25 protein-coding genes are annotated in these 24,957 nt (G+C 46.7%); 3 read left to right on the top strand and 22 right to left on the bottom strand.

Annotation, left to right across the window (positions count from 1 at the left end):
• Positions 1–12: 12 nt before the first annotated feature.
• The 4 genes from WBJ53_RS09270 to WBJ53_RS09255 form a co-directional block, all read right to left on the bottom strand.
• Positions 13–1,500 carry an NCS1 family nucleobase:cation symporter-1 gene (locus tag WBJ53_RS09270; protein ID WP_338875807.1) on the bottom strand — a complete coding sequence of 496 codons (1,488 nt, stop codon included), beginning with the start codon at positions 1,498–1,500 and terminating at the stop codon, positions 13–15.
• A gap of 276 nt (positions 1,501–1,776) precedes the next feature.
• Complete coding sequence (locus tag WBJ53_RS09265; RefSeq protein ID WP_338875806.1) at positions 1,777–2,832, bottom strand: nucleoside hydrolase; 1,056 nt, start codon at positions 2,830–2,832, stop codon at positions 1,777–1,779.
• Between the two features lie 47 nt (positions 2,833–2,879).
• Positions 2,880–4,226, bottom strand: coding sequence for an aminotransferase class III-fold pyridoxal phosphate-dependent enzyme (locus WBJ53_RS09260; protein WP_338875805.1), 1,347 nt, complete (start codon positions 4,224–4,226; stop codon positions 2,880–2,882).
• Positions 4,227–4,264: 38 nt separating this feature from the next.
• Positions 4,265–5,722, bottom strand: a complete 1,458-nt coding sequence (locus WBJ53_RS09255) for a CoA-acylating methylmalonate-semialdehyde dehydrogenase (protein WP_338875804.1) — start codon at positions 5,720–5,722, stop codon at positions 4,265–4,267.
• A gap of 108 nt (positions 5,723–5,830) precedes the next feature.
• On the opposite strand from WBJ53_RS09255, the gene WBJ53_RS09250 reads away from it, so the two are divergent.
• The 3 genes from WBJ53_RS09250 (at position 5,831) to WBJ53_RS09240 (ending at position 8,835) form a co-directional block, all read left to right on the top strand.
• Positions 5,831–6,304 (top strand): Lrp/AsnC family transcriptional regulator, encoded by a 474-nt coding sequence (locus tag WBJ53_RS09250; protein ID WP_338875803.1) that lies wholly within the window; start codon positions 5,831–5,833, stop codon positions 6,302–6,304.
• 424 nt (positions 6,305–6,728) lie between these two features.
• Positions 6,729–7,559: a 5-dehydro-4-deoxy-D-glucuronate isomerase gene (kduI, locus tag WBJ53_RS09245; RefSeq protein ID WP_338875802.1), complete on the top strand. Its 831-nt coding sequence runs from the start codon at positions 6,729–6,731 to the stop codon at positions 7,557–7,559.
• 94 nt (positions 7,560–7,653) lie between these two features.
• Positions 7,654–8,835, top strand: a complete 1,182-nt coding sequence (locus WBJ53_RS09240) for a glycoside hydrolase family 88 protein (RefSeq protein ID WP_338875801.1) — start codon at positions 7,654–7,656, stop codon at positions 8,833–8,835.
• A 93-nt stretch (positions 8,836–8,928) separates the two neighbouring features.
• Here WBJ53_RS09240 and WBJ53_RS09235 read toward each other — a convergent pair whose 3' ends face one another.
• From WBJ53_RS09235 to WBJ53_RS09150, 18 genes are all read right to left on the bottom strand, one after another.
• Positions 8,929–9,318, bottom strand: coding sequence for a hypothetical protein (locus WBJ53_RS09235; RefSeq protein ID WP_338875800.1), 390 nt, complete (start codon positions 9,316–9,318; stop codon positions 8,929–8,931).
• Between the two features lie 109 nt (positions 9,319–9,427).
• On the bottom strand, positions 9,428–10,162 hold the full coding sequence (locus WBJ53_RS09230; protein WP_338875799.1) for a hypothetical protein: 735 nt from the start codon (positions 10,160–10,162) through the stop codon (positions 9,428–9,430).
• Positions 10,163–10,165: 3 nt separating this feature from the next.
• Positions 10,166–12,481 (bottom strand): peptidase domain-containing ABC transporter, encoded by a 2,316-nt coding sequence (locus WBJ53_RS09225; RefSeq protein ID WP_338875798.1) that lies wholly within the window; start codon positions 12,479–12,481, stop codon positions 10,166–10,168.
• Between the two features lie 82 nt (positions 12,482–12,563).
• A complete protein-coding gene (locus WBJ53_RS09220; RefSeq protein ID WP_338875797.1) occupies positions 12,564–13,388 on the bottom strand; it encodes a glycosyltransferase family A protein in 825 nt (274 codons plus the stop codon).
• Between the two features lie 56 nt (positions 13,389–13,444).
• A complete protein-coding gene (locus WBJ53_RS09215; RefSeq protein WP_338875796.1) occupies positions 13,445–14,461 on the bottom strand; it encodes a glycosyltransferase family 2 protein in 1,017 nt (338 codons plus the stop codon).
• Between the two features lie 68 nt (positions 14,462–14,529).
• Positions 14,530–15,294, bottom strand: coding sequence for a DUF2807 domain-containing protein (locus WBJ53_RS09210; protein WP_338875795.1), 765 nt, complete (start codon positions 15,292–15,294; stop codon positions 14,530–14,532).
• Positions 15,295–15,322: 28 nt separating this feature from the next.
• Positions 15,323–16,345 (bottom strand): 2OG-Fe(II) oxygenase, encoded by a 1,023-nt coding sequence (locus WBJ53_RS09205; RefSeq protein ID WP_338875794.1) that lies wholly within the window; start codon positions 16,343–16,345, stop codon positions 15,323–15,325.
• A 113-nt stretch (positions 16,346–16,458) separates the two neighbouring features.
• A complete protein-coding gene (locus WBJ53_RS09200; protein ID WP_338875793.1) occupies positions 16,459–18,897 on the bottom strand; it encodes an outer membrane beta-barrel family protein in 2,439 nt (812 codons plus the stop codon).
• 164 nt (positions 18,898–19,061) lie between these two features.
• Positions 19,062–20,078 (bottom strand): hypothetical protein, encoded by a 1,017-nt coding sequence (locus tag WBJ53_RS09195; protein ID WP_338875791.1) that lies wholly within the window; start codon positions 20,076–20,078, stop codon positions 19,062–19,064.
• 94 nt (positions 20,079–20,172) lie between these two features.
• Entirely contained in the window at positions 20,173–21,534 is a 1,362-nt protein-coding gene (locus WBJ53_RS09190; protein WP_338875790.1) for a radical SAM protein, read from the bottom strand.
• Positions 21,535–21,615: 81 nt separating this feature from the next.
• Entirely contained in the window at positions 21,616–21,795 is a 180-nt protein-coding gene (locus tag WBJ53_RS09185) for a hypothetical protein (protein ID WP_338875789.1), read from the bottom strand.
• Between the two features lie 132 nt (positions 21,796–21,927).
• Positions 21,928–22,119, bottom strand: coding sequence for a hypothetical protein (locus WBJ53_RS09180; RefSeq protein WP_338875788.1), 192 nt, complete (start codon positions 22,117–22,119; stop codon positions 21,928–21,930).
• A 131-nt stretch (positions 22,120–22,250) separates the two neighbouring features.
• On the bottom strand, positions 22,251–22,436 hold the full coding sequence (locus WBJ53_RS09175; protein ID WP_338875787.1) for a hypothetical protein: 186 nt from the start codon (positions 22,434–22,436) through the stop codon (positions 22,251–22,253).
• Between the two features lie 114 nt (positions 22,437–22,550).
• Positions 22,551–22,733, bottom strand: a complete 183-nt coding sequence (locus WBJ53_RS09170; RefSeq protein WP_338875786.1) for a hypothetical protein — start codon at positions 22,731–22,733, stop codon at positions 22,551–22,553.
• A 51-nt stretch (positions 22,734–22,784) separates the two neighbouring features.
• Entirely contained in the window at positions 22,785–22,979 is a 195-nt protein-coding gene (locus WBJ53_RS09165) for a hypothetical protein (protein WP_338875785.1), read from the bottom strand.
• A 155-nt stretch (positions 22,980–23,134) separates the two neighbouring features.
• Positions 23,135–24,361, bottom strand: a complete 1,227-nt coding sequence (locus WBJ53_RS09160) for a radical SAM protein (RefSeq protein WP_338875784.1) — start codon at positions 24,359–24,361, stop codon at positions 23,135–23,137.
• A gap of 14 nt (positions 24,362–24,375) precedes the next feature.
• On the bottom strand, positions 24,376–24,561 hold the full coding sequence (locus WBJ53_RS09155; RefSeq protein WP_338875783.1) for a hypothetical protein: 186 nt from the start codon (positions 24,559–24,561) through the stop codon (positions 24,376–24,378).
• Between the two features lie 119 nt (positions 24,562–24,680).
• Entirely contained in the window at positions 24,681–24,884 is a 204-nt protein-coding gene (locus tag WBJ53_RS09150) for a hypothetical protein (RefSeq protein WP_338875782.1), read from the bottom strand.
• Positions 24,885–24,957: the final 73 nt, after the last annotated feature.

Genomic DNA, 24,957 nt, shown 5'->3' with positions numbered 1-24,957 from the left:
TCTTTACGAACCTTATGCGCTCTTTGCGAAAACCTCTGCGTTCTTTGCGGTTGAGAAACTACTCCGCATCAATCCCAGATAGACACCACCGCTCAGGAAAAAGCCGACGAACCAGGCATAGTTATATAGCTGTGAAATCCAGGTCGGTACACTGTCGGCCGGAATGGCCTGGATAGTCGTCAGAAAACCAGGAATGTTCGGGATAATACCCGCCAGCAGCGCAATGACGGCCGATGAATTAAATCCATTTTTGAAACTATAAATCCCGGTCGTGCTATAGAGGTCGGTCAACACCAGTTTCTGTTTCCGTAGGAAGAAATAGTCGGCGATCATGATACCACCCACCGGCCCGAGCAGACTGGAATACCCAACCAGCCACGTAAAAATGAAGCCTGTGGGGTCGGCAATTAATTTCCAGGGGAAGATCAGTATACCGATCAGTCCTGTAATGTATCCCCCCTTTCGAAAATCAATTTTTGATGGTGCCAGGTTGGCAAAATCATTGGCGGGACTGACAATGTTAGCAGCAATATTGGTGGCCAATGTGGAGATTGCCACCGAGATCATGGCTATGCTGACCAGTAGTTTGTTTTCAAATTTTCCGGCCAAAATCAGCGGGTCCCAGATCGTAGTCCCATAGATGATTGTCGTAGCCGAGGTAACGACTACCCCTATGAACGAAAACAAGGTCATAGACGGTGGTAAGCCAATGGCCTGCCCTTTGATCTGCGCTTGCTGGCTGGTAGCATACCGGGTAAAATCGGGAATGTTCAGCGAGAGTGTTGCCCAGAAGCCTACCATCCCGGTTAAGGCCGGAAAGAAAAACGCAAAGAACGCCGATGAATCGGCAAATTTGGACGACTGCTGAAGGATGGGTCCTAATCCATTTCCGGCCGATATGGCCCACCAGAGCAAGGCAAGAGCAGCAACTGGCAGAAAGAACGCTTTGAAAATGAGAAGCTTCTTAATGCTTTCGACACCCAGATAAACGACATACATGTTCAGCAGCCAGAACAACAGAAAACAAATGGCTGGTCCCGTTTGCAAACCAAACGAAGCCGGAAATATGCCGGGCAATGTCTCCAGCGATGGAATCCACAACCGAAGCATCTGGTATAACGAAAAACCACCAAGCCAGGTCTGAATACCGAACCAGCCACAGGCTACAATGGCACGTAGCATTGCTGGTATATTTGCTCCACTAGTACCAAAGCTGGCTCGTGCCAGCACCGGAAAGGGGATGCCGTATTTAGCCCCGGCATGACCGTTCAGAATCATCGGAACCAGGACAATGGTATTTCCCAGAAAAATGGTCAGAATGGCCTGCCACCAGTTCATCCCGCCTTCAATGAGCGAACTGGCCATCATATACGTGGGAATACACAGACTCATACTAATCCATAAGGCCGCATAATTCCAGGTTCCCCATGTCCGTTTCGATGCCGGAATGGGGGCCAGATCTTCACTATAAAGCGCCGATGATTCGTCTACGGTTTCCATTTTTCGGTTGTTTAAGCCCCTAACACACTGCAACGGCAGTCCGATGCAACGGCAGTCCGATGCAACGGCAGTCCGATGCAACGGCAGTCCGATGCAACGGCAGTCCGATGCAACGGCAGTCCGATGCAACGGCAGTCCGATGCAACGGCAGTCCGATGCTTCGGCAGCCCGATGTCCGGTTACTGTCGCCTACCCAATTGGCTGCCAAAGTCCGTAACTCTGGTAGCGGCAGCACTGGCCCCGTTGGGGCTAGGGGCTTTGTAACTTACAAACTATTTAGCTCATTCTCAATGTATCGAAGACCATTTTCTTGAACCTGGCTTCGTCGGCTTCCACACAGATGGTGGTGTTTGGGGGCTTACCCCACACCCCCAATTCATCAATCGCCAGCGCTCCAAGGGTCAGTTCTCCCCGGGTTTCGACATCCACAAACCGGGTTATTTTTTCTGTAACGATAGTGGGGTCAATTACAGCGGCAATGGTGATGGCATCGGGGTGATTCGAGCCATTCATTTTCTGATGCTCCTTGCAATACATCCGACGAATACGGTTGATTTTCAGAAAGAAATCAGCATATTTCGTCCCTAACGTTTCCACTTTCTCGTAATCAGCATCGGTAAATACCGAACTCTTTACACTTACATCAAACCCGACGGTTGTAATTGGAATCCCCGACTGAAACACTACCCGAGCAGCCTCAGGATCGACCCAGGCATTGTAGGTAGCCCCCGGATTTATATTCCCGTAGAACTTGTAAAATCCCCCCATGAAATACAGTTCTTTTACTTTCTTCACGATGGAAGGGTCTTTCAAAATGGCCAGTGCTACGTTGGTCAACGGACCAATGGCCACAAGAGATAGCTCGCCGGGATTGGCATTGACCAATCGAATGATGGCATCCACGGCATGCTCTTTTTCTGGCTTCTGTTTTGGATCGGGAAAATGAGCATCACTCATGCCGTCGCTTCCGTGTACGTAGGTTGCATTGCCGTGTACCTGCCGAACCAACGGCCGCGCCGATCCCTGATAAACCGGAATTTGCCCTGATTTTCCGGCCATTTCCAGCGTGTAAAGCGCATTTTTTGTCTGCTGCTCAAACCCTACGTTACCACAGGTAATAGTTATGGCTTCGACTTTCAGTTTTGGCGATGTTACTGCCATCAAAACCGCCAGTGCATCGTCGGTAGCGGTATCGCTATCCAAAATAATTCGTTTTGCAGAATCAGCTTTATTCAATGTTTCTTTTACAGACGCAAACGTTCCAATGGGTAGTAAGACGGAGGCCGTACCAATCGAAAATGTTTCTATGAATTTGCGTCTGTTTGTGAGCATAATTGTCCAAGTGTTGAGTGTTTTAGGATTGACTTTGTAGCCTTTTGTTAACTGACATATTCATCGGCAATTTTCAGGGCCTCGCTGATGATGGCTAACCCTTCGTCGATTTGTTCTTTTGTTACGCAGAGCGGAGGAGCCACAAACACATAACTCCAGCGAACGAAGGTATACATGCCTAACTCTTTGAGTTTGGCTCCGACTTTGCTCATGACCGCCATTTCATCAGGTTTTGCGTTGAAAGGGGCCATAGGTTCGCGGGTTTCCCGATTCCTGACAATCTCAAAACAGCCCAGCAAACCTGTCGTTCTGAAATCGCCGATGCAGGGATGTTTCTGTTTCATTAGCTCAGCCTGCCCGGCAACGTAGCGCCCCATTTCAGCCGCATTTTCAATCAGATTCTCATCTTCATAAATTTTGATGGTTTCCAGTGCAGCCGCACAACTAACCGGATGTGCATTATAGGTCATGCCCGTAGCCAGAACAGTATCGTTGTATTTGGCCGCAATTTTATCCGTAACCATCAGGCACCCAAATGGCAGATAACCAGCCGTAATACCTTTGGCCATCGTCACCATGTCGGGCACAATGCCATGATTTTCAAATCCAAACCACTTGCCTGTCCGGCCAAAACCACTCATTACTTCATCGATAATGAGCAAAATACCGTACTTGTCGCAGATCTCGCGAACGGCTTTTAAATAACCAACCGGATATTGCAAACAACCCGATGTACCCGACTCCCCTTCCAGCAAAATGCCCGCTACATTTCCGGGTCCTTCATACGAAATGATTCGTTCAAGCTGCGCTACAGAATCGGCTAACATACTGGCTTCATCATGATTCCATCGGTACCGATACGGAATATCGACATGAACAAAGTTGGGCGACTGCTGAGAATCGTCGGGTAGTTTACGAGGGTCTCCACCAACCGACAGAGCACCGTAAGTAGCGCCATGGTAGGATTGGTAACGGCTAATAATTTTATGCCGCCCGGTGTATGATCGCGCCAGTTTGATGGCAGCTTCAATTGAAGTTGCCCCACAAAGTGTGAAATAAGCCTTGTTTAGATCGCCAGGACAGATTTCGGCAAGTTTCTTACCTAATTCACCCCGCACTTTCGTCACACAGTAGGGCGTCACATAACTCACTTCCTGCATTTGCCGAACAACGGCTTCTGTAACCCGCTGATTACCATGACCGATATTGACGTTCATTAGCCCCGACGAAAAGTCGATATACCGTTTATCGTCGTAATCGTACAGATAAACTCCTTTCGCGTATTTGACCGCAATAGGAGAAATCCCTTTTTGTTTACTCCAGACAAACACGGTCGAATCAAAATTCTCTTGTAGAATTTCTTCTGTTTCAGTAAGTGAGATTGTATCTAGCATAGTAGTATAAGCCCCCCAAGGGGGCTTGATTAGGTTTGTTAACTCATCCAGTTAATTCCCGCTTCGGGGTTCCATTTTGTTGTTGTTTTTCTAAGTTTTGTCCAGAATTCAATAGAGCTTTTGCCCGTAATGTCGCCAACACCGAAACGGCTTTCGTTCCAGCCGCCAAAAGAGAACGGTTCACGCGGAACGGGCACACCTACGTTGACACCCACCATACCGGCACTGGCTTTATCCATGACGTAGCGTGCCATACCGCCGTTTTGGGTGAAAACCGCTGCCGCATTTCCGTAGGGATTCGCATTTTCAATGGCCAGCGCTTCGTCAACTGTATTCGTCCGCATAATACTGATTACCGGTCCGAATATTTCTTCCTGCGCAATAGCCATGTCGGGTTTCACAAAGTCGATAACCGTAGGACCAACATACGTACCCTTTTCCTTACCTTCTACTTTGGGGTTCCGGCCATCCACCAACACTTTGGCCCCCTGTTGTTCGGCTTCGGTAATGTATCGCTCGATTCGCTCTTTCGATGCCCGATTGATGACAGCACCCAGATTTTTACCGGGTACCACTTTCTGCGCTTCTTCACACAATTTTTCGATGATATGGTCAACCGGACCGACAGCCACCATTGCCGAAGCAGCCATGCAACGCTGTCCGGCACAACCCGCCATCGATGCGGTAATATTTTGGGCTGTCATGCCCGGAATGGCATCGGGCAGCACAATCAGGTGGTTTTTTGCTCCACCAAGCGCCAGACACCGTTTGAAATTGCTCGTTGCCCGCTGATATACCAGTTTGGCAATTTTCGTGGAACCAACAAACGAAACCGCTTCAATGGCAGGGTGGTCGCAAATAGCGTTCACTACTTCACTATCACCATGAACAATGTTGAATACACCTTTGGGTAAGCCCGCTTCCTGCAACAACCCCGCCAGTCGGCCAACACTCAGCGGCACTTTTTCCGACGGTTTTAGTATCATACAGTTTCCGAGGGCTATAGCATTGGGAATTGTCCAGTTCGGCACCATGCTCGGGAAATTAAACGGCACAATACTGGCCACCACTCCCAACGGTACGTGCTCGGTTCGGCACTCTACGCCTTTGCTCACTTCGAGAACTTCGCCAGGAATTAACTGCGGAAGCGAACAGGCAAACTCCGCCAACTCCACTCCTTTTTCAATTTCTGCAACAGCCTCCTCGTAGGTTTTGCCATTCTCTTCCTGCACCAGCAAAGCCAGTTCTTTTATATTCTTTTCTAACAGCGCCTTATATCGAAAAAAGACCTGTACCCGCTCTTTTATAGTGGTTCGGCTCCAGATCGGGAAGGCAGCGCTGGCCGCTTGTACTGCTTTATCCAGATCAGCACTTGTTGATAGTGGAACTGTCGACAGATGGGAGCCATCTACAGGCGAAATAACGTCGAGCAGGCGGTTGGCAGAAGCACTGACAAAGTCTCCATCTATATAATTTTGAACGGGCAAATATTTCATGGTTTTGTTGTTATGCTGCATTTTTTGCAGAAATAAGAGGTGCAAACTAAAAATTATTTATTTATGTATCAAATATTAGCAATAGTTTTGTCAAACAAAACCACATAAATGGAAAAGAATAGTAGCATACTGGATGATCTCGATTTTTCTATCTTATCCTGTTTGCAGAAAGATGGTCGAATGTCATTTACCGAAATTGCCGAACAGTTGAATGTATCCGTCGGTACGGCACGCACTCGGCTAAATCGGTTGATTGAGGAAGGTATAATTAGTATAGTAGGGCGTGTTGACCCCGAAAAAGTGGGTTTCCGAGCCTATGCGCATGTAGCCGTATATGTACGACCCGCAACGTTGAAGGAAGAGATAGCTCAGACAATATCCAGGATGCCCGAAGTTAGTTTTCTGGCCAGCACATCCGGTGACTATGATCTGGAAGTAGATGTAATGTGCCCTACCAACCACCACCTGGTCGAATTCATTAACGAAATTTCAAAGATAGAAGGGGTTTACCAGACCAAAACGACGCTGTATTTCAAAGTGTATAAGTACGCCCAGCCCGATCTGAATCTGCTCAAAAACTAATAATACCACTTGTCTGGCACCAGGTGAGCGGCTTTCTGCTCATGGTCCGTGGCAGACTGGGTCTAATCGGAAAATGTAAAAATTCCTGGTTGTGGCATTCTGAGTCCAGAAATTCTTCCTAAAAGAAAGCCAAAGACCATATGAACCTATGCCTGGTAAAAATAGTACAGAACAAATAGCTACTATTTTTTATGCAAACGGTTGCGGTATCGTTTGCATAAAAAATGTGCTGATAAAGTAGGGATCTCTATGCTTTGTTGTTTTGATAGATTGAATAATTCAGATAATATTCTGTAAAAAGCTAGTAAATACCGCGCGATTCGGCATCTCGATTGTGTAGCCTAAACACCTGAACAATCGCCAAAAATGGTACTTATCCGCGAAACCTTGCTACTTATAACCATAAACTATTTCTGAATTATTCATGCAGGTACGCTATGCTGTTGGTCCGAACGAAACACGTCGGTTTAGCACCGATGAGCTTCGTGAGCATTTTTTGATCGAAACGCTCTTTTCCCCCGATACAATACAACTTTGCTACAGCCATTTCGATCGCGTTATTGTGGGTGGTGTTATGCCGGTAAGTTCGCCGGTTGCGCTAAAAACGTACGACGAACTTAAAAGCAATTACTTTCTGGAACGGCGAGAGCTGGGCATAATCAATGTGGGAGGCACTGGAATTATCGCGGTAGATGGGCAGTTGTATGAACTCGCTAAGTTGGATTGCCTCTATATCGGCCGGGGTAGTCAGGAGGTAACATTTAGCAGTCAGCAAGCAGATGCTCCCGCCTTGTTTTATCTGTTGTCGGCTCCGGCTCATACCACTTATCCAACCCGAAAGGCAGCCCAGGCCGACGTTTTTTCGGCACCAATGGGTTCAAAGGAAGCGGCTAATGAGCGAGTCATTTACCGCTATATCCATCGCGATGGTATACCGAGTTGCCAATTAGTTATGGGGCTTACCATTCTGAAGCCCGGAAGTGTCTGGAATACGATGCCTTCGCACGTACACGACCGACGCATGGAAGCTTATTTTTATTTTGATCTTGACCCCGCCCATCGCATTGTACATCTGATGGGTCAGCCAACCGAAACCCGGCATCTGATGGTGGCCAATCATCAGGCTATTGTGTCGCCCCCCTGGTCTATCCATTCAGGCTGTGGCACCTCCAATTATTCGTTTATCTGGGGAATGGCGGGCGAAAATATGGACTATGCCGATATGGATATGATCGCAATCAATGACTTACGTTAGACGGTATTCGGTTTACGGTTGCTCCGCCTGTTAGCTGGCTTTGATGCGGAGCAACCGTAAACCGAATACCGTAAACCATAAACCCCTCCTTTTCATGAAACGGTATTTGCTTAGTGTTTTTACCCTCGTTACGATGTCGGCCGTTGCGCAGACACCGATCGATGTCGACAAAGAGTTTGCTTTTGCGACTCAGCAGTATGAACGAATGCTGCAAACGCACCCCGACACAACCAAATTTCCACAATCGACCAATCCCGATGGTAGCATCCGCGATATGAAGTCCGACTGGTGGTGCAGCGGTTTTTTTGGTGGCTCGCTCTGGTTCATTTATGAACGCACGAAAAATCCGACCTGGAAAGACGCGGCTCAAAAGTGGACAATGGCGGTGGCAAAAGAGCAATACAATACGGGCACGCACGATCTGGGTTTTATGATCTACTGCCCATTTGGCAATGGCTATAAGCTTACGAAAAACGAAGCTTATGTGCCTATTATGCTAACAGGTGCCAAGTCGTTGTCGACCCGGTTCGACCCAAAGGTTGGCCTGATCAAATCCTGGAACAAGTTTCAGGAGTATTCCTACCCAGTAATCATCGACAACATGATGAATCTGGAGTTTTTGTTCTGGGCCGCCCGTAAATCAGGAAATAAAGAGTTTCAAAACATCGCCATTACTCATGCCGACAACACGCTCAGGAACCATTTCCGCCCCGACTATAGCAGCTACCATGTGATTTGTTATAACCCCGATGGAACGGTAGCCGCCAAAAAAACGGCTCAGGGAGCAGCCGACGGCTCAGCATGGGCACGCGGCCAGGCTTGGGGGTTGTATGGCTATACCGTTATGTATCGCGAAACAAAGGATAAAAAGTATCTGGATCAGGCCCGGCACATCGCCGATTTTTACCTGAATCACCCAAATCTACCCGCCGACAAAATTCCGTACTGGGATTTCAATGCGCCCAATATTCCAAACGAAGAACGCGATGCGTCGGCAGGTGCCATTGCCGCATCGGCGCTGCTCGAATTATCGACTTATGGCGGCCCATCGGCTAAAACCTACTATCAGTCGGCAGTACAAATGTTACAAAGCCTCGCGGGGCCAGCTTATAAAGCAACGCTGGGCGAGAACAATAACTTCATTCTCAAGCATAGCGTTGGCCATAAACCCGGAAAAAGCGAAGTGGATACCCCATTAATCTACGCTGACTATTATTATCTGGAAGGGCTGCTGCGGTACGATGCGTTACGGAAAAAGCACGGAGCTAAGTCATAAAATCGGTAGCCCGGATGGAATCCATCCGGGCAGAAAAACACAGTAATACTTCTAAGTTAACTCTAAAAGGTTTTTACCTTTTAGGGCTGTACATCAGTTGTTCACTGTGCGCATCGCCTTATAACGTTCAATGGCTCCAGCAAACTGTTCGTAAGAAAAAGGTTTTTGCAGATAAGCGATTACTGGAAAGGGTAGCTGGCCAACTTCTTCGGGATAATAGCCTGTGGCAACCACAATACCCTTATGATAGGTAAGTATTGGTCGTAAAAGCGGATCAACATATACGGGTATGTGCCGAAGCTGGAGAAATAAAATGTCAGGTACTTTATACTCAAAATACGAATGAGCTGTCTCCTGAAATTCACACTCCCATACTAATTCCAATTCTGGTTTTCGGTCAATAAAATGCTTGATTAACGCCCTGTGTAGAGCAGCCTTTTCAATAATACCACAAGTGATTTTCTGGGCAGGTTGCTGTTCCATCTGTATTAAAAAATTGCCCTGAGTGAATGACTAAAAGTAATCGACTCAGGCTTCAGGCGTAAAGAAATTAGACCAACCACCCGATTTACTCGGCTAATTCCTGAATTACCTATAAAATGGTATTGAAAATCCGATCAAATAATCGCTTATCGTCCAGCATAACCTCCGCTGTTCCCTGTAGGAGCGGTTGTATGGGTAGCGTATGGCTCGTATTGGTTGTCAGGCCATGCGTTAGGGTCACATTGGCCCGATAATGATTATCCAGCGAGACCGGCACCATACTGGCAATTTTTCCTTCAACAAAACCAAACTCGTTGCTCGGATAGGCATCAAGCCGGATCAGTACACGCTGACCGATATGAATTTTCCCAGCTCCCTTTACGGGTAGTTTAAGTTGTACTTCGTATTTCGTAACTGGAGGGACGACCAGCAGCATAAACGCTTTGGGATTGTTGTCAACTCCTTTCAACAGATACGTGCGACCCGAAACTTTGGCCCGCACAGGGGTTATTATTTTTCGATTTCCGTCAATCTCCGACAGCAGCGTATCGCCAACTTTAACCTGTTGGGCGTCGTTTACGGCCCGCCGGTAGGTAATATTGGGATCTGTAATGAACCATGTAATTTTCTGCGGTTGCTCACGGGCGTTGATCAGTGCCTGTGCTGTAATAATATCGGGATAACGCACTGTGTAGGAAGTAAAGATCAAAATCGTCACGACAACGAAAATAACCAGATTTCCCCATCGAATAAGCCAATGCGGAACATGACCGATGATTTCCTGCATCTCGTCACTGTGCGTATCGTGGCGATTAATAATTCCCTGTAAACGTTCGACTGGCATAGTTTAAGCGTCGGCTAGTTCTAACTGATTCTTTACTAATTCGTAATAAAATCCTCGGCGGGCAGTCAACTGGCTATGATTACCTACTTCCTTAATCTGGCCATGATCGAGTACAATAATCTGATCGGCATTTTTAACCGTGCTGAGCCGGTGGGCAATCACAACAACCGTTCTTCCTTTGAAAAACTGGTCCAGATTGTCCATAATAATTCGCTCGTTGTTGGCATCGAGAGCACTGGTGGCTTCATCAAAAAAAATGTAGGACGGATTTTTGTAGACGGCTCTGGCAATAAAAATCCGCTGTCGTTGTCCACCACTTAAACCAGCGCCGGAGTTACCAATTTTTGTAGTAAACCCGAGCGGAATTTTGCGCAGATAGTCCTGCAGGTTGGCAACCCGAACGGCATCCCATAACCGATCTTCATCAATCTTTTGTCCATCAACTGCAATGTTACGGGCAATGGTGTCGGAGAAAATATAGCCATCCTGCATTACCGTTCCGCACGATTTACGCCATTCGCGGGCCGACAGGTCGGTAAGGCTGCTTCCATTCACAATGATTTCTCCGCTGGCGGGCGGGTAAAATTTCAGAAGAAGCTTAAGCAAGGTTGTTTTACCACTGCCACTTGTACCAACAATGGCAGTAACCTTGCCTTCAGGAATGTGAAGTGTTAAGTCGTTGAGAACAAGCGTAGAATTGGGCCCTCCATAACGGAACGATACGTTTCGCAAATTAATGCCCCGGTTTTGATGCGGATGACCATAAACGGCCGAGATGCGGTCGTCGTCGAAGTATCCTTCCGAAATCACCGATGGGCCATCGGGCGATAACGCAATTGGCCGGCTTAACAACCGCTCCTCATCCAGTTCTTCGTCGGGTTTATTATGAACTTCGCCCAGCCGGTCTAAACTGATTTTGGCATCCTGAATGCTCCGCATAAACGACATCAACTGACTCAGTGGACCATTCATTTGCCCAATGATGTAGGAGATACTCAGCATAACACCGAGTGTAATCTGATTGTCGATAACCAGGGTGGCAGCAATGTAGGAAATCAGTATATTTTTCAGTTGCGTAACAAACGAAGAGCCTACTTCCTGATATTGCTCCAGCGCCAGGCCTTTAATATTGATCTTAAAGAGTTTGGCCTGAATTCGTTCCCATTCCCAACGCCGGGCTTTTTCGCAGTTGTTCAGTTTAATTTCCTGCATGCCCGTAATCAGTTCGTATATCGTGTTTTGATTTTCGCGCATTCGCTGAAAACGCCGGTAATCCAGATCTTTTCGCTGATTCAGGAATATGGTAATCCAGCCGATGGAAATGACACTGCCGATAACAAAAATACCTAATAGCTGACCGCTATAGGTGCCTAATACAATGGAGAAAATAAGCAGGTTGACAACCGAAAAAAGTGTGTTTAAGGTAGCACCGGTCAGAAATGTTTCGATTCGGTGATGATCCTGAATGCGTTGCGAAATGTCGCCTATGTTTTTCGATTCGAAAAAATTGATAGGCAGTTTCATCAGCTTCACCAGAAAATTCGAAATAATGGTAACGCTGACGCGGGTACTGATATGAAGCAGAATCCAGTTACGAATCAGATCGACGGCAATGTTGCCAATAAACAACAGGAGTTGCGATAGTAAAATCAGGTGGATGAAATTCAGATTATGGCGATGAATTCCATAATCGACCAGACTTTGGGTAAGAAACGGAAATACCATGCTCACAATGCTGGCGATAAGCATGCCCAGCAGCACCTGCGTAATGTAGCGTTTGTAGGGGGTGAGGTATTCGAACAGAAAATGAAATCCGGTAGAACGTTGCTGCGTTTCTTCCTTTAACTGATAAAATTCGGGGGTTGGCTCAAGCAGTAAACTAATGCCCTTTTCGTCGGCCGTGCCCGACCAGCATTTCATAAACGTGTCTTTGTCGACCGTTACGAGTGCGTGGCCGGGGTCGCCAATGACCAGCCGATCCGCCGATTTCTGTTTTCGGCCCGGCAACCAGTTCCAGCCGGTCTTTCGAACGTCGTATAGAACTACAAAGTGCTCCTGATTCCAGTGTAAAATACAGGGCAGGGGCGCTTCTTCAGTCAGTTGCCGGTACGAAAGTTTGGCTTTAAGGGTTTTGAAGCCAATGCGTTCGGCGGCATCACTGATTCCCAATAAACTAACGCCCGAACGGGTAATATAGGAGTTGGCTCGAAGGTAATCCAGCGAATAGTCTTTGCCATAATGCGCGGCTACCATTTTTAGACAGGTAGGTCCGCAGTCCATAAAATCGAGCTGACGAAAGTATTTATACCGGGAGACCATAACGATAGGCTGGATTTAGAACAAACGTGTAATCGTTGATTAGAAATGGCTGGAGAAATTAAGCTTCTGAGGCAGGCCATTTTCAGGATTCGCCGGCACTGCCAAACCGCCTAAAGGAAGAGCCGGGGTCTGAAACCGGAGGAAATGATGGCAGGTGATTCCTGAAAATTACATGCTCTATTTCATCTAACAACTTATCATCTTTTAGTAATGAATCAGGTTGAGACTCATCCAGGGTCTGCCGTATAATTTCTGAGCTATAACGAGACAACTTATTGGCCTTTTCGAAAAGGCTAATAAAGTGGTCATAACCCCAGGTATTGCGCCCATTGTAGGTATATATATAGAGAAACGGAAGCGGCAAATGACATATGCCGTAGGTAGTATACAGTTGATGGATGAACAGATTGTCTTCGCCTTTCTCAAAATCCGGGTACCGGATTGTGGTGCAGGCTATGTCGGTTTTACACAGAATGCTGCCTTCCCAAATCCGATGATGGGAACAGTAAGCATCACCGGTTAATGTATCGAACATTAGCCAGTAGGTGAGGGCGCTGGCGGGTTTATTGCTCCGACGAATGGCCTGCCATTGCAACTCAATTCGTAGTGGGTGATACCAGTCGTCGTCGTCCCATTGACAGAAATAGTCGCCTTTGCAGACATCGACCGCAATATTCCGTAGCTGGCCCAATGTCAGCTTAGGCTGGTTGGTGATCATAACAGGACGAATGGTATCCGACTGAATGGACATGGCCAGATTGTGCGAGGCCATGTCGCCGTCTTCGTAAACAATAATTAGTTCTTTATGCGGATAACTCTGACGCTGAAAACAGCGGATGGCCCGTTTCAGTAATTCGGGTTTGTTATGAGTAACACAAAGGCACGAAATCAGAGGAGAGTCCTGCATAGGGTTGAATAATATATGGGTTGCCTTCACAATGCATCAGAAGCGTTCGCGACAGACTATTGGTAAGTCGACGTTCGGTTTATGACGGAGCCTGCCCATTCATGGCTTTCCGCTAACTGATGGTGGATTAGGCTCGTTAGCTGCGGTAACCGGAGCCGAAAGAATATTCCTTCGGCCAGGCACGCTGCGGTATATGCAGCGTAACGTTGGATATAGACCTCGTCGTAAAACTGGCGGATTGCCGAGTCATTATCTGTGCTTACTGTGTCTCTGGATAGAATATGAACGGGTGCAATGTCAATAATGTCGTCGCCCCGGTCGAACCATTTGTTGGTAAACTGTCCCAGTGTTTTGTACTTCGCCAGAAAGTGCGTGTAGCCACAACACGGAAAGTGAAGTATGCAGGGGGCATTTATAGCATGGATAACGCTAGCGCCCGGTTCAAATTCATGAACACCCATCGGCCGCGTTTGTCTGGTGACCAGAGCTGCTGATTTGCCATTGTCATAAAAATGGAAATAGGGCGTGGGCAGCTTAATCTGATTCCGAAAAACATCTTTCTGATGTGCATCGAACGACCCTCGGTTGCGCTTAAAAAGAGAAACCTCTGTAAAGAAGTTGGTAATATGCGGTGTTTCGGGAATAGCCTCATGGTTGAGGTACCGAACAACGTTGATGTTTTGATCGGACAGTGCGTTGAAATGATCCTTTACGGAAGAACCCGAACAGTAAAACAACTCATCAGCATCAATGTGTACTAGCCAGTCAATATCCATATCGAATGCCAGCATGGCAGCTATCTCTGCGTTCATGATCTGACGGGCCATCACTTCCCGTTGCGCAAATGCATAGTTGCTGGTTGCGGATTTCGTTCGAAGCCACAGTTTTTTTAGTAGGCTATTGTGTTGTATTGCCGTAACATCCGGCCAATGGTTGAACTGTTCGAAAAGCGGATCGTTCGGGTCATCGAAAAAAAGAAACAGATGGTCGAACCCGATAGCCATATGGTAGGCTACAAAATAAGACAGTGTAGCTTCTGCGTTTCGAAGGGTAGTGACAATGGCAGTACGCATGATGGGTTTCGGCAAAGTTCTTACACGTATGAAAACGGCTTTCTAATGTCGGACAGGAATTGAAACGCCTACCGGTATTCCCGAATCTGGCTAAAGTCATTTTGAGCAAGGGTGGTCTCTGGCTTACCCTGATAGTAGATTGTGCTCGATCCGCTGGCCGTTGCCTGGAGCTTATCACTGACAAAGACATTGGCTTTGCTCATGCCATTTACAGCCAGCATTGCCTGCCTGGTTTTGAAACCACCAGCCGTTAATTCCGACTGGCCTTGCAGATCGGCATCAAGGTACGAGGTCTCCCCAAGCAACGTTACAGCAGCATGGCTTTGGAGGTTGAGTTTAAGTCGTTCAGCCTTAAGAGTAGCTGTACCGCTGGCTAATGAGTTGGCAAACAATTCTACTGAGCCTAATCGGCCAAAGCCGTCGATGTTGAATTTCGACGCTTTTTCAAATGTTGCTTCCTTAAGCACTGGAAGCGTAACCGTAATATTGACCCATTCATGATTAATGATAACATCTTCCTCTTTTTTAGAGGCAGCAACAGGTTTATACGTAATCGTTAACAACCCTTTTTTAGTACGTACATCCAGCCTATTTATGTCGCTGGAACTACCCGTTGCATTGACCGTAAATTGCTCTCCCGATTTTATGTTGACAATAAATGCGTCGGTTATTTTGATTCGCTCGAAGGGCTGGACAGAAAACGCCCGTGTGCTATCGACCTCTTTGGCGAGGTTGGATTCTGCAATAGAAACCAATTCGTATGGATTGATAAGACAAGACCAGATTCCTACAGCAAGGCTGACTACAAACTGACTGAATAGTGATGTGTTCATGGCATTTTAAGGGATTAAGACACCTGGCTTATGAGCGAATGGGAATCGGGCGATTGCGCACCCAGATATTGCAGGCATATTTAACGCCCTGATCTACAGGAAGGCCAGCGTGAGCCGAATAGAGCAAAACGGCGTCGTCTTCATCCCGATTCAGGAAATAAAGCGCCCGGCCTTTCTGAGGCTGCACTTTTAGGTTCAGTTCAGGAAAAAACGTTTCTCCGCCTTCAAAATCATCGTTCAGGTAAACCAGCAGTGTATGGATCCGATGGTTGGTATCGCCCGAGTCGAAATGGGGTTTAAACTGCTGGGCCTGACCATAGCGAACGCACTGGAGATGTTCGATGTACTGATCACTGACATCCAGCACGGCTGCTACTTTTTCGTAGATGGATTGAAAAACCGGATTCGTGCGATCTTTTAGAAAGGCCGAATAGCTGGTTCTCGATTCCGATAAAGTGCTTTGATTATCCGTATATTCGACAAGACTTGGTTCAAATAACTGATCATGTTCGGCATATTGAACGATAAAATCACATTCGTCATCCGTAAAGAAATGATCGAACAGGCGAACGTTGTTCTGTTGATAGATCGCTGCGGCTATGGATTCCTGATCGTCTGACTCAACCAGGTTCGTAAGCAGATTAAGATCCGCAGCCGCTACGAGTAAGGCTCCGCTCCAATGCTGTTCAAAGCTTTCCAGTGGTTCGGCTATTTCGCCCCGGAAAGGAGAGAAATAATGAATCAGACCAGATTCAACGTTGTGAATAACGACGAAATACCGATCGCCATCGGGCCAGATGCAGTGCCCCAGTAAAGGCCCCTCAAGTTTGGCCAGTAGCGATGACTGTGCTTTGAAGAGAGTAGTGTCTATTTGCCAAGACTGGAGCAATTTGTTAATATCATTGAGTGATACAATCGGAAAGCGAGGAAGTTGTTCAACAGCCGAGCGAACGAGACTACGGTTAACGGAGCCACAGAGCGCTTGCACAAACTGTTGTAATGCAAGCACATTGGGGCATTGAACGGGCGAATAAACGAGTGTTGATTCCATTATTGACGACAGAATTAAGCATCTACGCAGAGTTAAATTAGATTAATCGAATACAGAATTTACTGTAGATAAATAGGTCATTCGCTCAATCACTAATTCACTCATTTTCTTAATTAACGGGCCCGATTTTCTTCTTCAGAGCTACCCGATGTACGGTTTTTACGATTAAAGGTCGACTTACCAAAATTGTAGGTGAACCGTACAGAACCTTGCTGCACATTGCGGGTCTGGAGTGTCGATACATTTACCGCTTCGTACTGACCATAGAAAGCCTCACGATAGGTGTTGAATACATCCGAAACGTTGATCTGGATATTACCAGCCCCCTTAAGCACATTTTTCTGAAGGCTGAAATTGACTGTGCCATAGCTTTTATTTCGATAAAACTGGCTGGCACTTGGAGCGCTGTAGTCGTAGCTACACTCGAGTGTATAGCCATTCGGTAGTGTAAAAACCTGCTGTCCGTTCAGAATGAAGCTCAAAGCCCGATTATCGAAGCTGCTGTTCTGAAAAGCCGATACTGTTCTTACATAGTAAACAACGGCCGTATGCTGCATCTTCCACCACTTGTTTATTGTAAAGGGGGCTGTTACGTCGACGGCTATTACCTGGTTTTTGTCGAGATTTGTGCGGGTATAACGAATTACTTTGGTAACTATATCCTGAATAGGCATCTGAGCGATTACATCCCGGTCTATCCGATAGGTAGCGGTAAGGGTAATGTCTTTGTGCGTATACGAAAGCTCCGTCGTATTTCGGGTCATTGGCAATAGAAAAGGGTTACCTTCCGAATATTCGAAGGGGCTCGTATAAAACTGGAACGGGTTGAGTTCGTAAAACGACGGTCTTCTGAGCTTTCGCGAAAACCCAAAGGCAATACTGTGCTGATCATCGAACTTATGCTGAAGCTGAAAACTGGGGAGCCAGCGCATGTACTGCCGTTTTACGACATTATCGAGAGTCAGCGAGTTGCCTTCTGATTGGGTTTGTTCGACTCGTAGGGCCGCTTCGAAGCTGGTTTTCGTAAACTCTTTACTGAACAACCCATAGGCGGCTACGATATGCTCGTTATACAAAAAATGATTGCTACGCTGTAAATCTCTGATTAGTAGGCCCGATGCAGCCAGCGTGTCGTAGATGAGTTCGTTATCGGTTTGCGTGTGGCTTATTTTGGCTCCAAAATCCAGTTTAGCGGTTTTGCCGAGAGGGTGCGAGTAGTCTGCTTTGGCCGATTTAATCGAAATACTGGAAGGAAACTGCCCCAGCAATACGGACGGAAACGTTAGCGAACTGCCGCTGTCACCGGCATAATTACTACGGAGATCCTGCGTTTTTTGGGTATTGTAGCTGGCATAATCCAGATTTACCGACAACTGATTTCCTGCCGGACTTAACGTGCTTCTATAGTTAGCGTCAATGGCAATGTTGGTTGGATGAGCCTGAGTCAGCGTATTGGTAGGCAGGAGTTGTTGCAGCGGGTTGCCCGTATTTCCCGACTCGGTGAGGATAAGCGTATTGTTGGTTGTGAGGTCGCGCTGCCGGTTATCCGTTCCTTTGACCATTACTCCAATCGTATTATTTTGGTTAATGGTGTAGTCGATGGTACTCTGATAAGAAAGAGGGCGGTTGCGCCAGTGTGTAAAGGCGTCGCTGTCGAAGGTTGTACGGGTCGAATTATCCTGTACGATCCGATGACCCACCTCCCGTAAAAAATCGTTGTTTTCGTAATAGCCTACACGGCCATAATACATGAAGCGTGGTGTTTTAAAACTCGCACTGATGCCCGATTCGTAGCCGCTATAGTGACGATTGATGAAAGCACCAGCATAGGCGCTTCCCTTCAACCCCAGCGTTTTGTCGCGCTTGAGTTTAATATTGATAACGGCTCTGGTTTCGCCATCGTAGCGGGCCGATGCATTGGCAATGACTTCTACCTGATCAATGTCTTCCGACGATAAGTTTTTGAGTTCTTCGGCTGTTAGCGGAAGCTGTTTGCCGTCGATATAAACAACGGGTGTCACCGACCCTTTGATGGTTATGGCTCCCTGCGGATCAATGCGAATACCCGGAGCCTTTTTTAAAACGTCCAGCGCATTGGTTGCCGTTTTAAAAAATGAGTTTGAAACATTCAGCACCAGTTTGCCGAGCACACGCTCAACCACGGGACGTTCGCCTTTCACAACTACTTCCTGTAAGGTTTTGGTATCGGACGTAAGTGTATAACTGCCCAGGCTAACGGTTTTTGTTGTATCGGAAAGAGAGAGAGCGTTAGATGTAAAGGTGGCGTAGTTGAGCGCCGAGACATTGAGGATGTATTGACCTGGTTTAATACCTGCCAGTTCGAAATAGCCTGCCGTATCGGCCAAAACACCTTTAGTCAATGTCGAATCACTTACCGATTTCAGAATAACGGTAGCAAATTCAACCGCTTTGTTATCGGTATTTTTAATTGTGCCCGTTATTGCAACATTTCCTGGAGTCTGTCCCCATAGGCTAGTCAGGAGGCCCAGCGTCAAAACTGCGATTATACTTACTCGCTGTATTGTTTTCATGGTCGATTAGTTTAAAAATCTCATTTACTCATCACTTGATATGCCTTGATTCGGCCAGATTTTCCAGGGCGGTTTCGTGCCTTATAACGAGCGATATAGGAGAGAGCAAATATGGATCAGACTCTTTGTAATCGGATAAGGGGCATGTACTGCCAAAGAATTGGTTAATTGTCGGTTAATTGTCGAAAGAAGATAGAGCAGGTTTCGTGTTGTTTTTTGCTTATCTGTAGCTTACTTATAAAATGCTGAATCGCTTCGTTGATGGTCATCGTGTATGCATCGCGCTGGTTTACGCCCTCTGCGATGTCCATCAAAATCGACAGCTTACAGGAGTCGAAGCGGTTGGGCTGCGTTACTAAAAACACTAGGCTCTCCTGCAAAAACCGGTTGAACTGATCTTTGGCATAGATCTCTTTAAGCCAGAACCACTGTTGCAAAATATCTTCATCATCGGTATGGGCGTCGGCGAAGGCTAAATTCCGGAATGCAATCTGACATAATTCCCTGTTTCGGTCGGGATAAGCCAGAAACAAACCTGCGGTTTCGTTTGTGAGCTGAAACAGCATGTCGGACGAAAGTTGTGCTGGAATTTGCGCGGTATTCTGTTCCTGCCAGCCACTGCCATTTCCAACCGATGGCTTATGACCATAGATAATAAATTGCAGCGCTTCGGCAATCATTTGTGCGCCATCTTCCAGACGATTCTGGCGGAAGTAGAGCCGGGCCAGGTTATGCAACTGCTGAACACGGTGATATTCCAGAATATAAAAGCCTTCAGAAAGCAGTTGAGCGTCGCTATCGATTGAGGCAATTAGGAGCGATTCGGCTTCCTGATAACGGGCTTCTTTATAGCGCAGATAAGCAATTGCTGGCAAGGCTGCTACCTGCACCAGTTGACCGAACGACGGGTTGCTACTCAATTGGTGGCAAGCCTCATTGGCTTCAGCAAACGCCTGCTCTGCACCATTCAACTTTCCTTCGCGAGATAGTTTAAGTCCTGTTTCATATTTATCCCACAGATAGCTTAAGGCTCGCCACTGAGACCCAACATAAGCACGGCTTAAGCGAGCAAGAATGTCGGCAAACAAGCCCGTCTGCAATAATTCCTCGTCGGTATCCGATTTGTCGAATGTCCATAGTGTATTAATAAATTGCTGTAAATAGGGCTGAGTAGGGTCCATACAATGCTTATCTGTTTGGTTAGTGCCAGGCTAGGGACGGTAAGCAAAATCGATGTGATAGAAGCTGGAAGCAGGGCGAGGTATAGCTGATGCGTTAGTCGGCAATCATGGCAACAAACTCTTCCTTGCCACTCTTTTTAATGGCATAATGCATCAGCAACTTGTCTTTGATATTGAATTTATTGGTTGGACAGGCGGCCATACCTTCCCGCCACGATTTGGGACAGCTTCCGCCACATACGGGCAGCATCTGGCATGACGTACAGGGGTATTTTCCGTCCATTATTTCATCATTGAAACTCAATAGGGTGCGGTGTTTTGATAAGGAGTTTAAGCCGTTGTTGATATTCCCCAGTACATATTCTGTTCCTTCATAACTTTCCACATAAGGCACCTCTGTGCAGTCAAACACGTTACCAAAAGCGTCGAAAACCTCGGCGTCGGGCGTCACCGACAGGCAAACCACCGGATTCAGACCGGGTAATAGGGAGGGAGTAAAACCGTGTTTAAATTGCTCGACAATCCAGTCAATTTCCTGCTCAGCAAAAACCTGTTTTTCCAACGAAAGTTTATGAGCATCGTTGCCCCAGGCATGAATCGGCGCTACGTAGAAATAAGCAATTTTGTCCTGCAAATTGTGCTTGGCTAGTAATTTGATGAGCGGAACAACACTCTCATTATTACGTTCGTCGACATTACACCGTATGGAAATCGGGCAGGCCAACTCTTTGAAATCAGAACGATTGTAAATCTTTACCAGATTCTGGAAAATGAGGTTGAATGTTGAAAGCCCTTCTTTCGTATGCCGCCGGGCGTCGTGGTATTCGGCAGTACCGTCTAACGTCACTTCTATTGAATTAACACCATATTTCTGGACCAGATCCAGGAAAATAGGCTCCTTTAAACTTAAGCCATTGGTGACCAGCTTGGCACTATAGGTGCAATTATATTGCCTGGCTAGTGCTTTAAGTTTAGGCGTCAGTTCGCGAATTTGAGCATAGGCCATGAGCGGCTCCCCACCGAACCAGGCAATTTCGACATGCCTGTAATTCTTGAGCGAAAATTTGCTCTCGATACGTTCCAGGATCAACTCTGACGATGCGGCCCCGACGTAGTCTTTAGTATGTTTTTGGCCGCAGTAGCCGCATCCTAACTGGCACATTGCCGTTGGCTGAATAACATGATATAAGGTATTCCCATCGGCTACTGCGGCTTTGTTCCGGCCAATAATGGTTTGTAATTCATTTTCATTTGCTGGTACAATAGCTTCGATCTGACGCAGTTTGTCAAAGTCATTGTCATTCATTTCGTCCCAATCCTCGTTTTGTAGTTTCGTATGGAGCGATTCGTTGATTACGAGGGTTCGGGCCGTACGGGTTGCTAATAACATTCGTTTAGGAATCGTATCCGATATAGGATCGGTGATGACCAAATAGTGTGATCGTTTGAAGTTCATAGCATCAAAAAGATTAGAAAACGGGAAGGATTGGGTGAAAAACGAATGTGAATGATAATGAGTAACGCCAGTAGGAAAAGGTTAAGCGGCAGGACTGGGGCAACCCGTGTTATACACAGGACAGCCCGTATTTTTTTCACCACTGTATCCTCCGGCTAGTTCGTCGGCTTCTTCGGGAGTAATTTCTGAGAATCCTTCCGTTTCTTCGGCGGACGATTGGCCTACTTGTTTAATAGCGTTTTCCAGAGATTTATTGGTCATGGCGATATGACAGATGATTTGTTATTTTTTTAGGGAAAGAAAATCGTATGCTGGAGGATAGATTCCTGCTTTAGCAGGATATAAGGGCTGCGCCATACGAGTACAGGCTTGCCCCGCATGGCGCAGGGAACTTTACGATTTACCGCAACTTGAGTTAGTGGTTGGGCAGCCTTTGTTACCGCAGGCACCATTAACACCAATATCGGTTAGGCCGCCAGCCAGTTCTTCGGCTTCTTCGGGCGATAGTTCTGAGAAGCCTTCGCTTTCAGAGCCGTCTTTACTGGTCAACTGGTTCAGGACTTGTTTTAACGATTTAGTAGCCATGTTTTTTTACTGGTTGAATTGTGGTTGATTGGGAAAGTTGAACAAGGGTGGTCAGATTAATTTCCCTGAATTTGCATACCTGTAGGGGAATATGGGCTGCTTAACCCGAACCCAGTCGTTGGTGAGTACCCTTATTTACATCCTGTATTTGACACCGGGCATCCTCTGTTGCCGCAGGCACCATTAACATCAATGTCGGAAAGCCCCCCCGATAATTCTTCGGCTTCTTCAGGAGTGATTTCTGAGAACCCTTCCGTTTCCTCGCCTTCGTTGCCTGGTAGCTGATTCAGGATTTTGTCTAACGATTTAGTAGCCATAATCTGGTTTAAAAATAAAATAGAATGAATAAACGCTGCGTGCTGGTAGGCCGATAGGGTGCTTGACTAGTCAAGTTCTGCTATACCCGATCGTATAAGTCACTATCCCGATCGCTAACAGCCTGAGTTTGATATGGGGCAGCCTTTGTTGCCACAGGCGCCATTAACACCTATATCGGTCAGGCCACCAGCCAGTTCTTCGGCTTCTTCGGGGCTGATTTCCGAGAATCCTTCTGTTTCTTCGCCCTCGCTGGCGGGGAGTTGGTTCAGGATTTTGTCTAACGATTTAGTAGCCATGTTTTTGAGATAAAATAAATTGTGAAGAAATGCTCTGAAACAGCGTGTATGCTACTGCGACTGCCCACAACTGGTGTTGGTTGTTGGGCAACCTTTGTTGCCGCAGGCTCCGTTCAGGCCAATGTCGGTTAGCCCACCGGCCAGTTCTTCGGCTTCTTCAGGCGTAAGCTCAGAAAAGCCTTCGGTTGTCTCAGGATCACTGCTTTTCAGTTGATTTACAATCTGTTTCAATGATTTACTTGCCATTGTTTTAGGAATTAAAGTGAACTGACTATAAACACATTAGGCCGCTTGTGGCGCCTTATAGGCAGCGCATGTGTTTAACAAGTGAAAGATGCAGGCTATCGTAGCAATCCAAAAATTCTTTAGACCAAGCTTTCGATATACTCGACAAATTCGAATCAACTCTCGCTGTTTGACTTGCTTAAGATCTCCAGGGCCTGTTCGAACGGCAACGGTCGAACGGAATAGTTTTCTACTAACGAGCGTGGTAAAGTAGCCAGCACTGTGGTTTGAATATGGGTAATAAGCCTGAGCAAGTCCCGGCAATAAACCGACGGATTGTCGAATCCATTCTCGGGATGGTAGCGATGTACGACAAACCCTCCTCCGCAAACATTTCGAATGGGGCAAGGCAGGCATTTGGTTGGTAAGGCTGACCGGCTGTGCGCGCATTGGGTAACGAGGGGGGCTGCCAGAGCCGATTCCAGGGTATGCGTCTGTAGATGCTGTCCTTCCTTGGTAATGCCGGGCTGGCAGACTTTCAGTGAATCTTCAGCTTCAATGCTACCGTCGGTTTCAATAACCAGAAAAACACCCGGTTTGCGTCCAACAACGGTAGCGGCTGGCGTAAAGCCAAGAATTAGATTGATAAGTTGCTGGAATAAACGAATGGAAGGCCGTTCCGATACCGGTAGTTGCAACCATTTATCAAAGACCTGAACAAGCCAATCTGCATAAGGTGTTTCTAATGAATGAAGCGGTAAATGAGGAGGCCGGTTCGTGTGCGTTCCATCGGGAAAAAGCAGATTCAGCGAGCTAATCTTTAACCTGACCATTTGCTCTAAAAAACTGGCGGGATCACTGCCTGGATCTATAACTACTAAAATACCAGGCTCATAGCGAACGGCTTTGTGAGCCTGGGCTTTGCGTAGCCCCCGAATGGTTGCTTCGTAAGAACCTTGCCCTTTGTGGTCGACCCGGTATTTATTATGGGTTTGTGGGTCTCCATCCAGGCTAATGCCAATCTGGATATTCAGCTCACCCAGCACCTGGCACCACCGATCGGTTAGTAAAACCCCATTCGTCTGAACAAAATAACTAACCGTTGTGTAAGTGGGCAGGTAGCTAGTCACTTTTCCGACAAACTCATAATAAAACGAAACGGGGACGAGCAGTGGCTCGCCCCCGTGGAAAATAAAGCGGAATGTTCTTGATCGGTGCCTTCGGCAATAATCGCCAACACGCTTCAGCAGCAACGAAACGGTTTCGCCCGACATGAAGCGCGGCTGTAATTGATAGGTAGTGTCACCCTGATTGTAAACGTAACAGTAGGAGCAATTTAAATTGCATCGACTGGCTACCTTAATAACCAGGCCTTTTATCTGCGGATGACGATGCTTTCTCATGTCAAACCCGATTGTTACATTTTTGGCGTACCAGAAGCTTCGCTCTTGAGCCATCCTACTTCTGGCTGTCCGGGTGTCGATGGAGTGCCACCAGTTACCTGATTGGCATCGATTGGGCCATCAGCTTCGCTTAGGTGGTCCAAGATTTTTCGACGAACTTTTTTGCGTTTCGGTAATGAAAAGACATTTTTCCACTTCATAACGATATGGTATATACGTTTTGGTTTTGAAAGACAGAAGACTTATGCCGCTAATAAGTGTTTAGCATTAGTAGTTGCGCATATACCTGCTGCGGTCAAATCGCTCACTCAAACAACTGTTAAAACCTTAGTAGAATAGAAGGATCAGTAAACTTGCTTTGTTTTTCTACTTCATGCTCGTATGTGGGCGAGTAATCTTTATCGCCCCCGCGCACTTTTAAGGATAACTCGTCGGATAAAAGTTCGATTTCATTGCTTTGCAGCTTACGATTGACTGAATCAGCCATTGCCTTTGGCATAAACTTTTCCAGAAATGATTTCATTGAAAAGGGTGTGTTATGTGTTTGTTGAAACAAGTTTAGCCCTACTGATTGGAATTCCTTAAAAATTTAGACT

Source organism: Spirosoma sp. SC4-14, assembly GCF_037201965.1.
Classification (GTDB): domain Bacteria; phylum Bacteroidota; class Bacteroidia; order Cytophagales; family Spirosomataceae; genus Spirosoma.
This window is presented reverse-complemented; position numbering and strand designations above follow the sequence as displayed.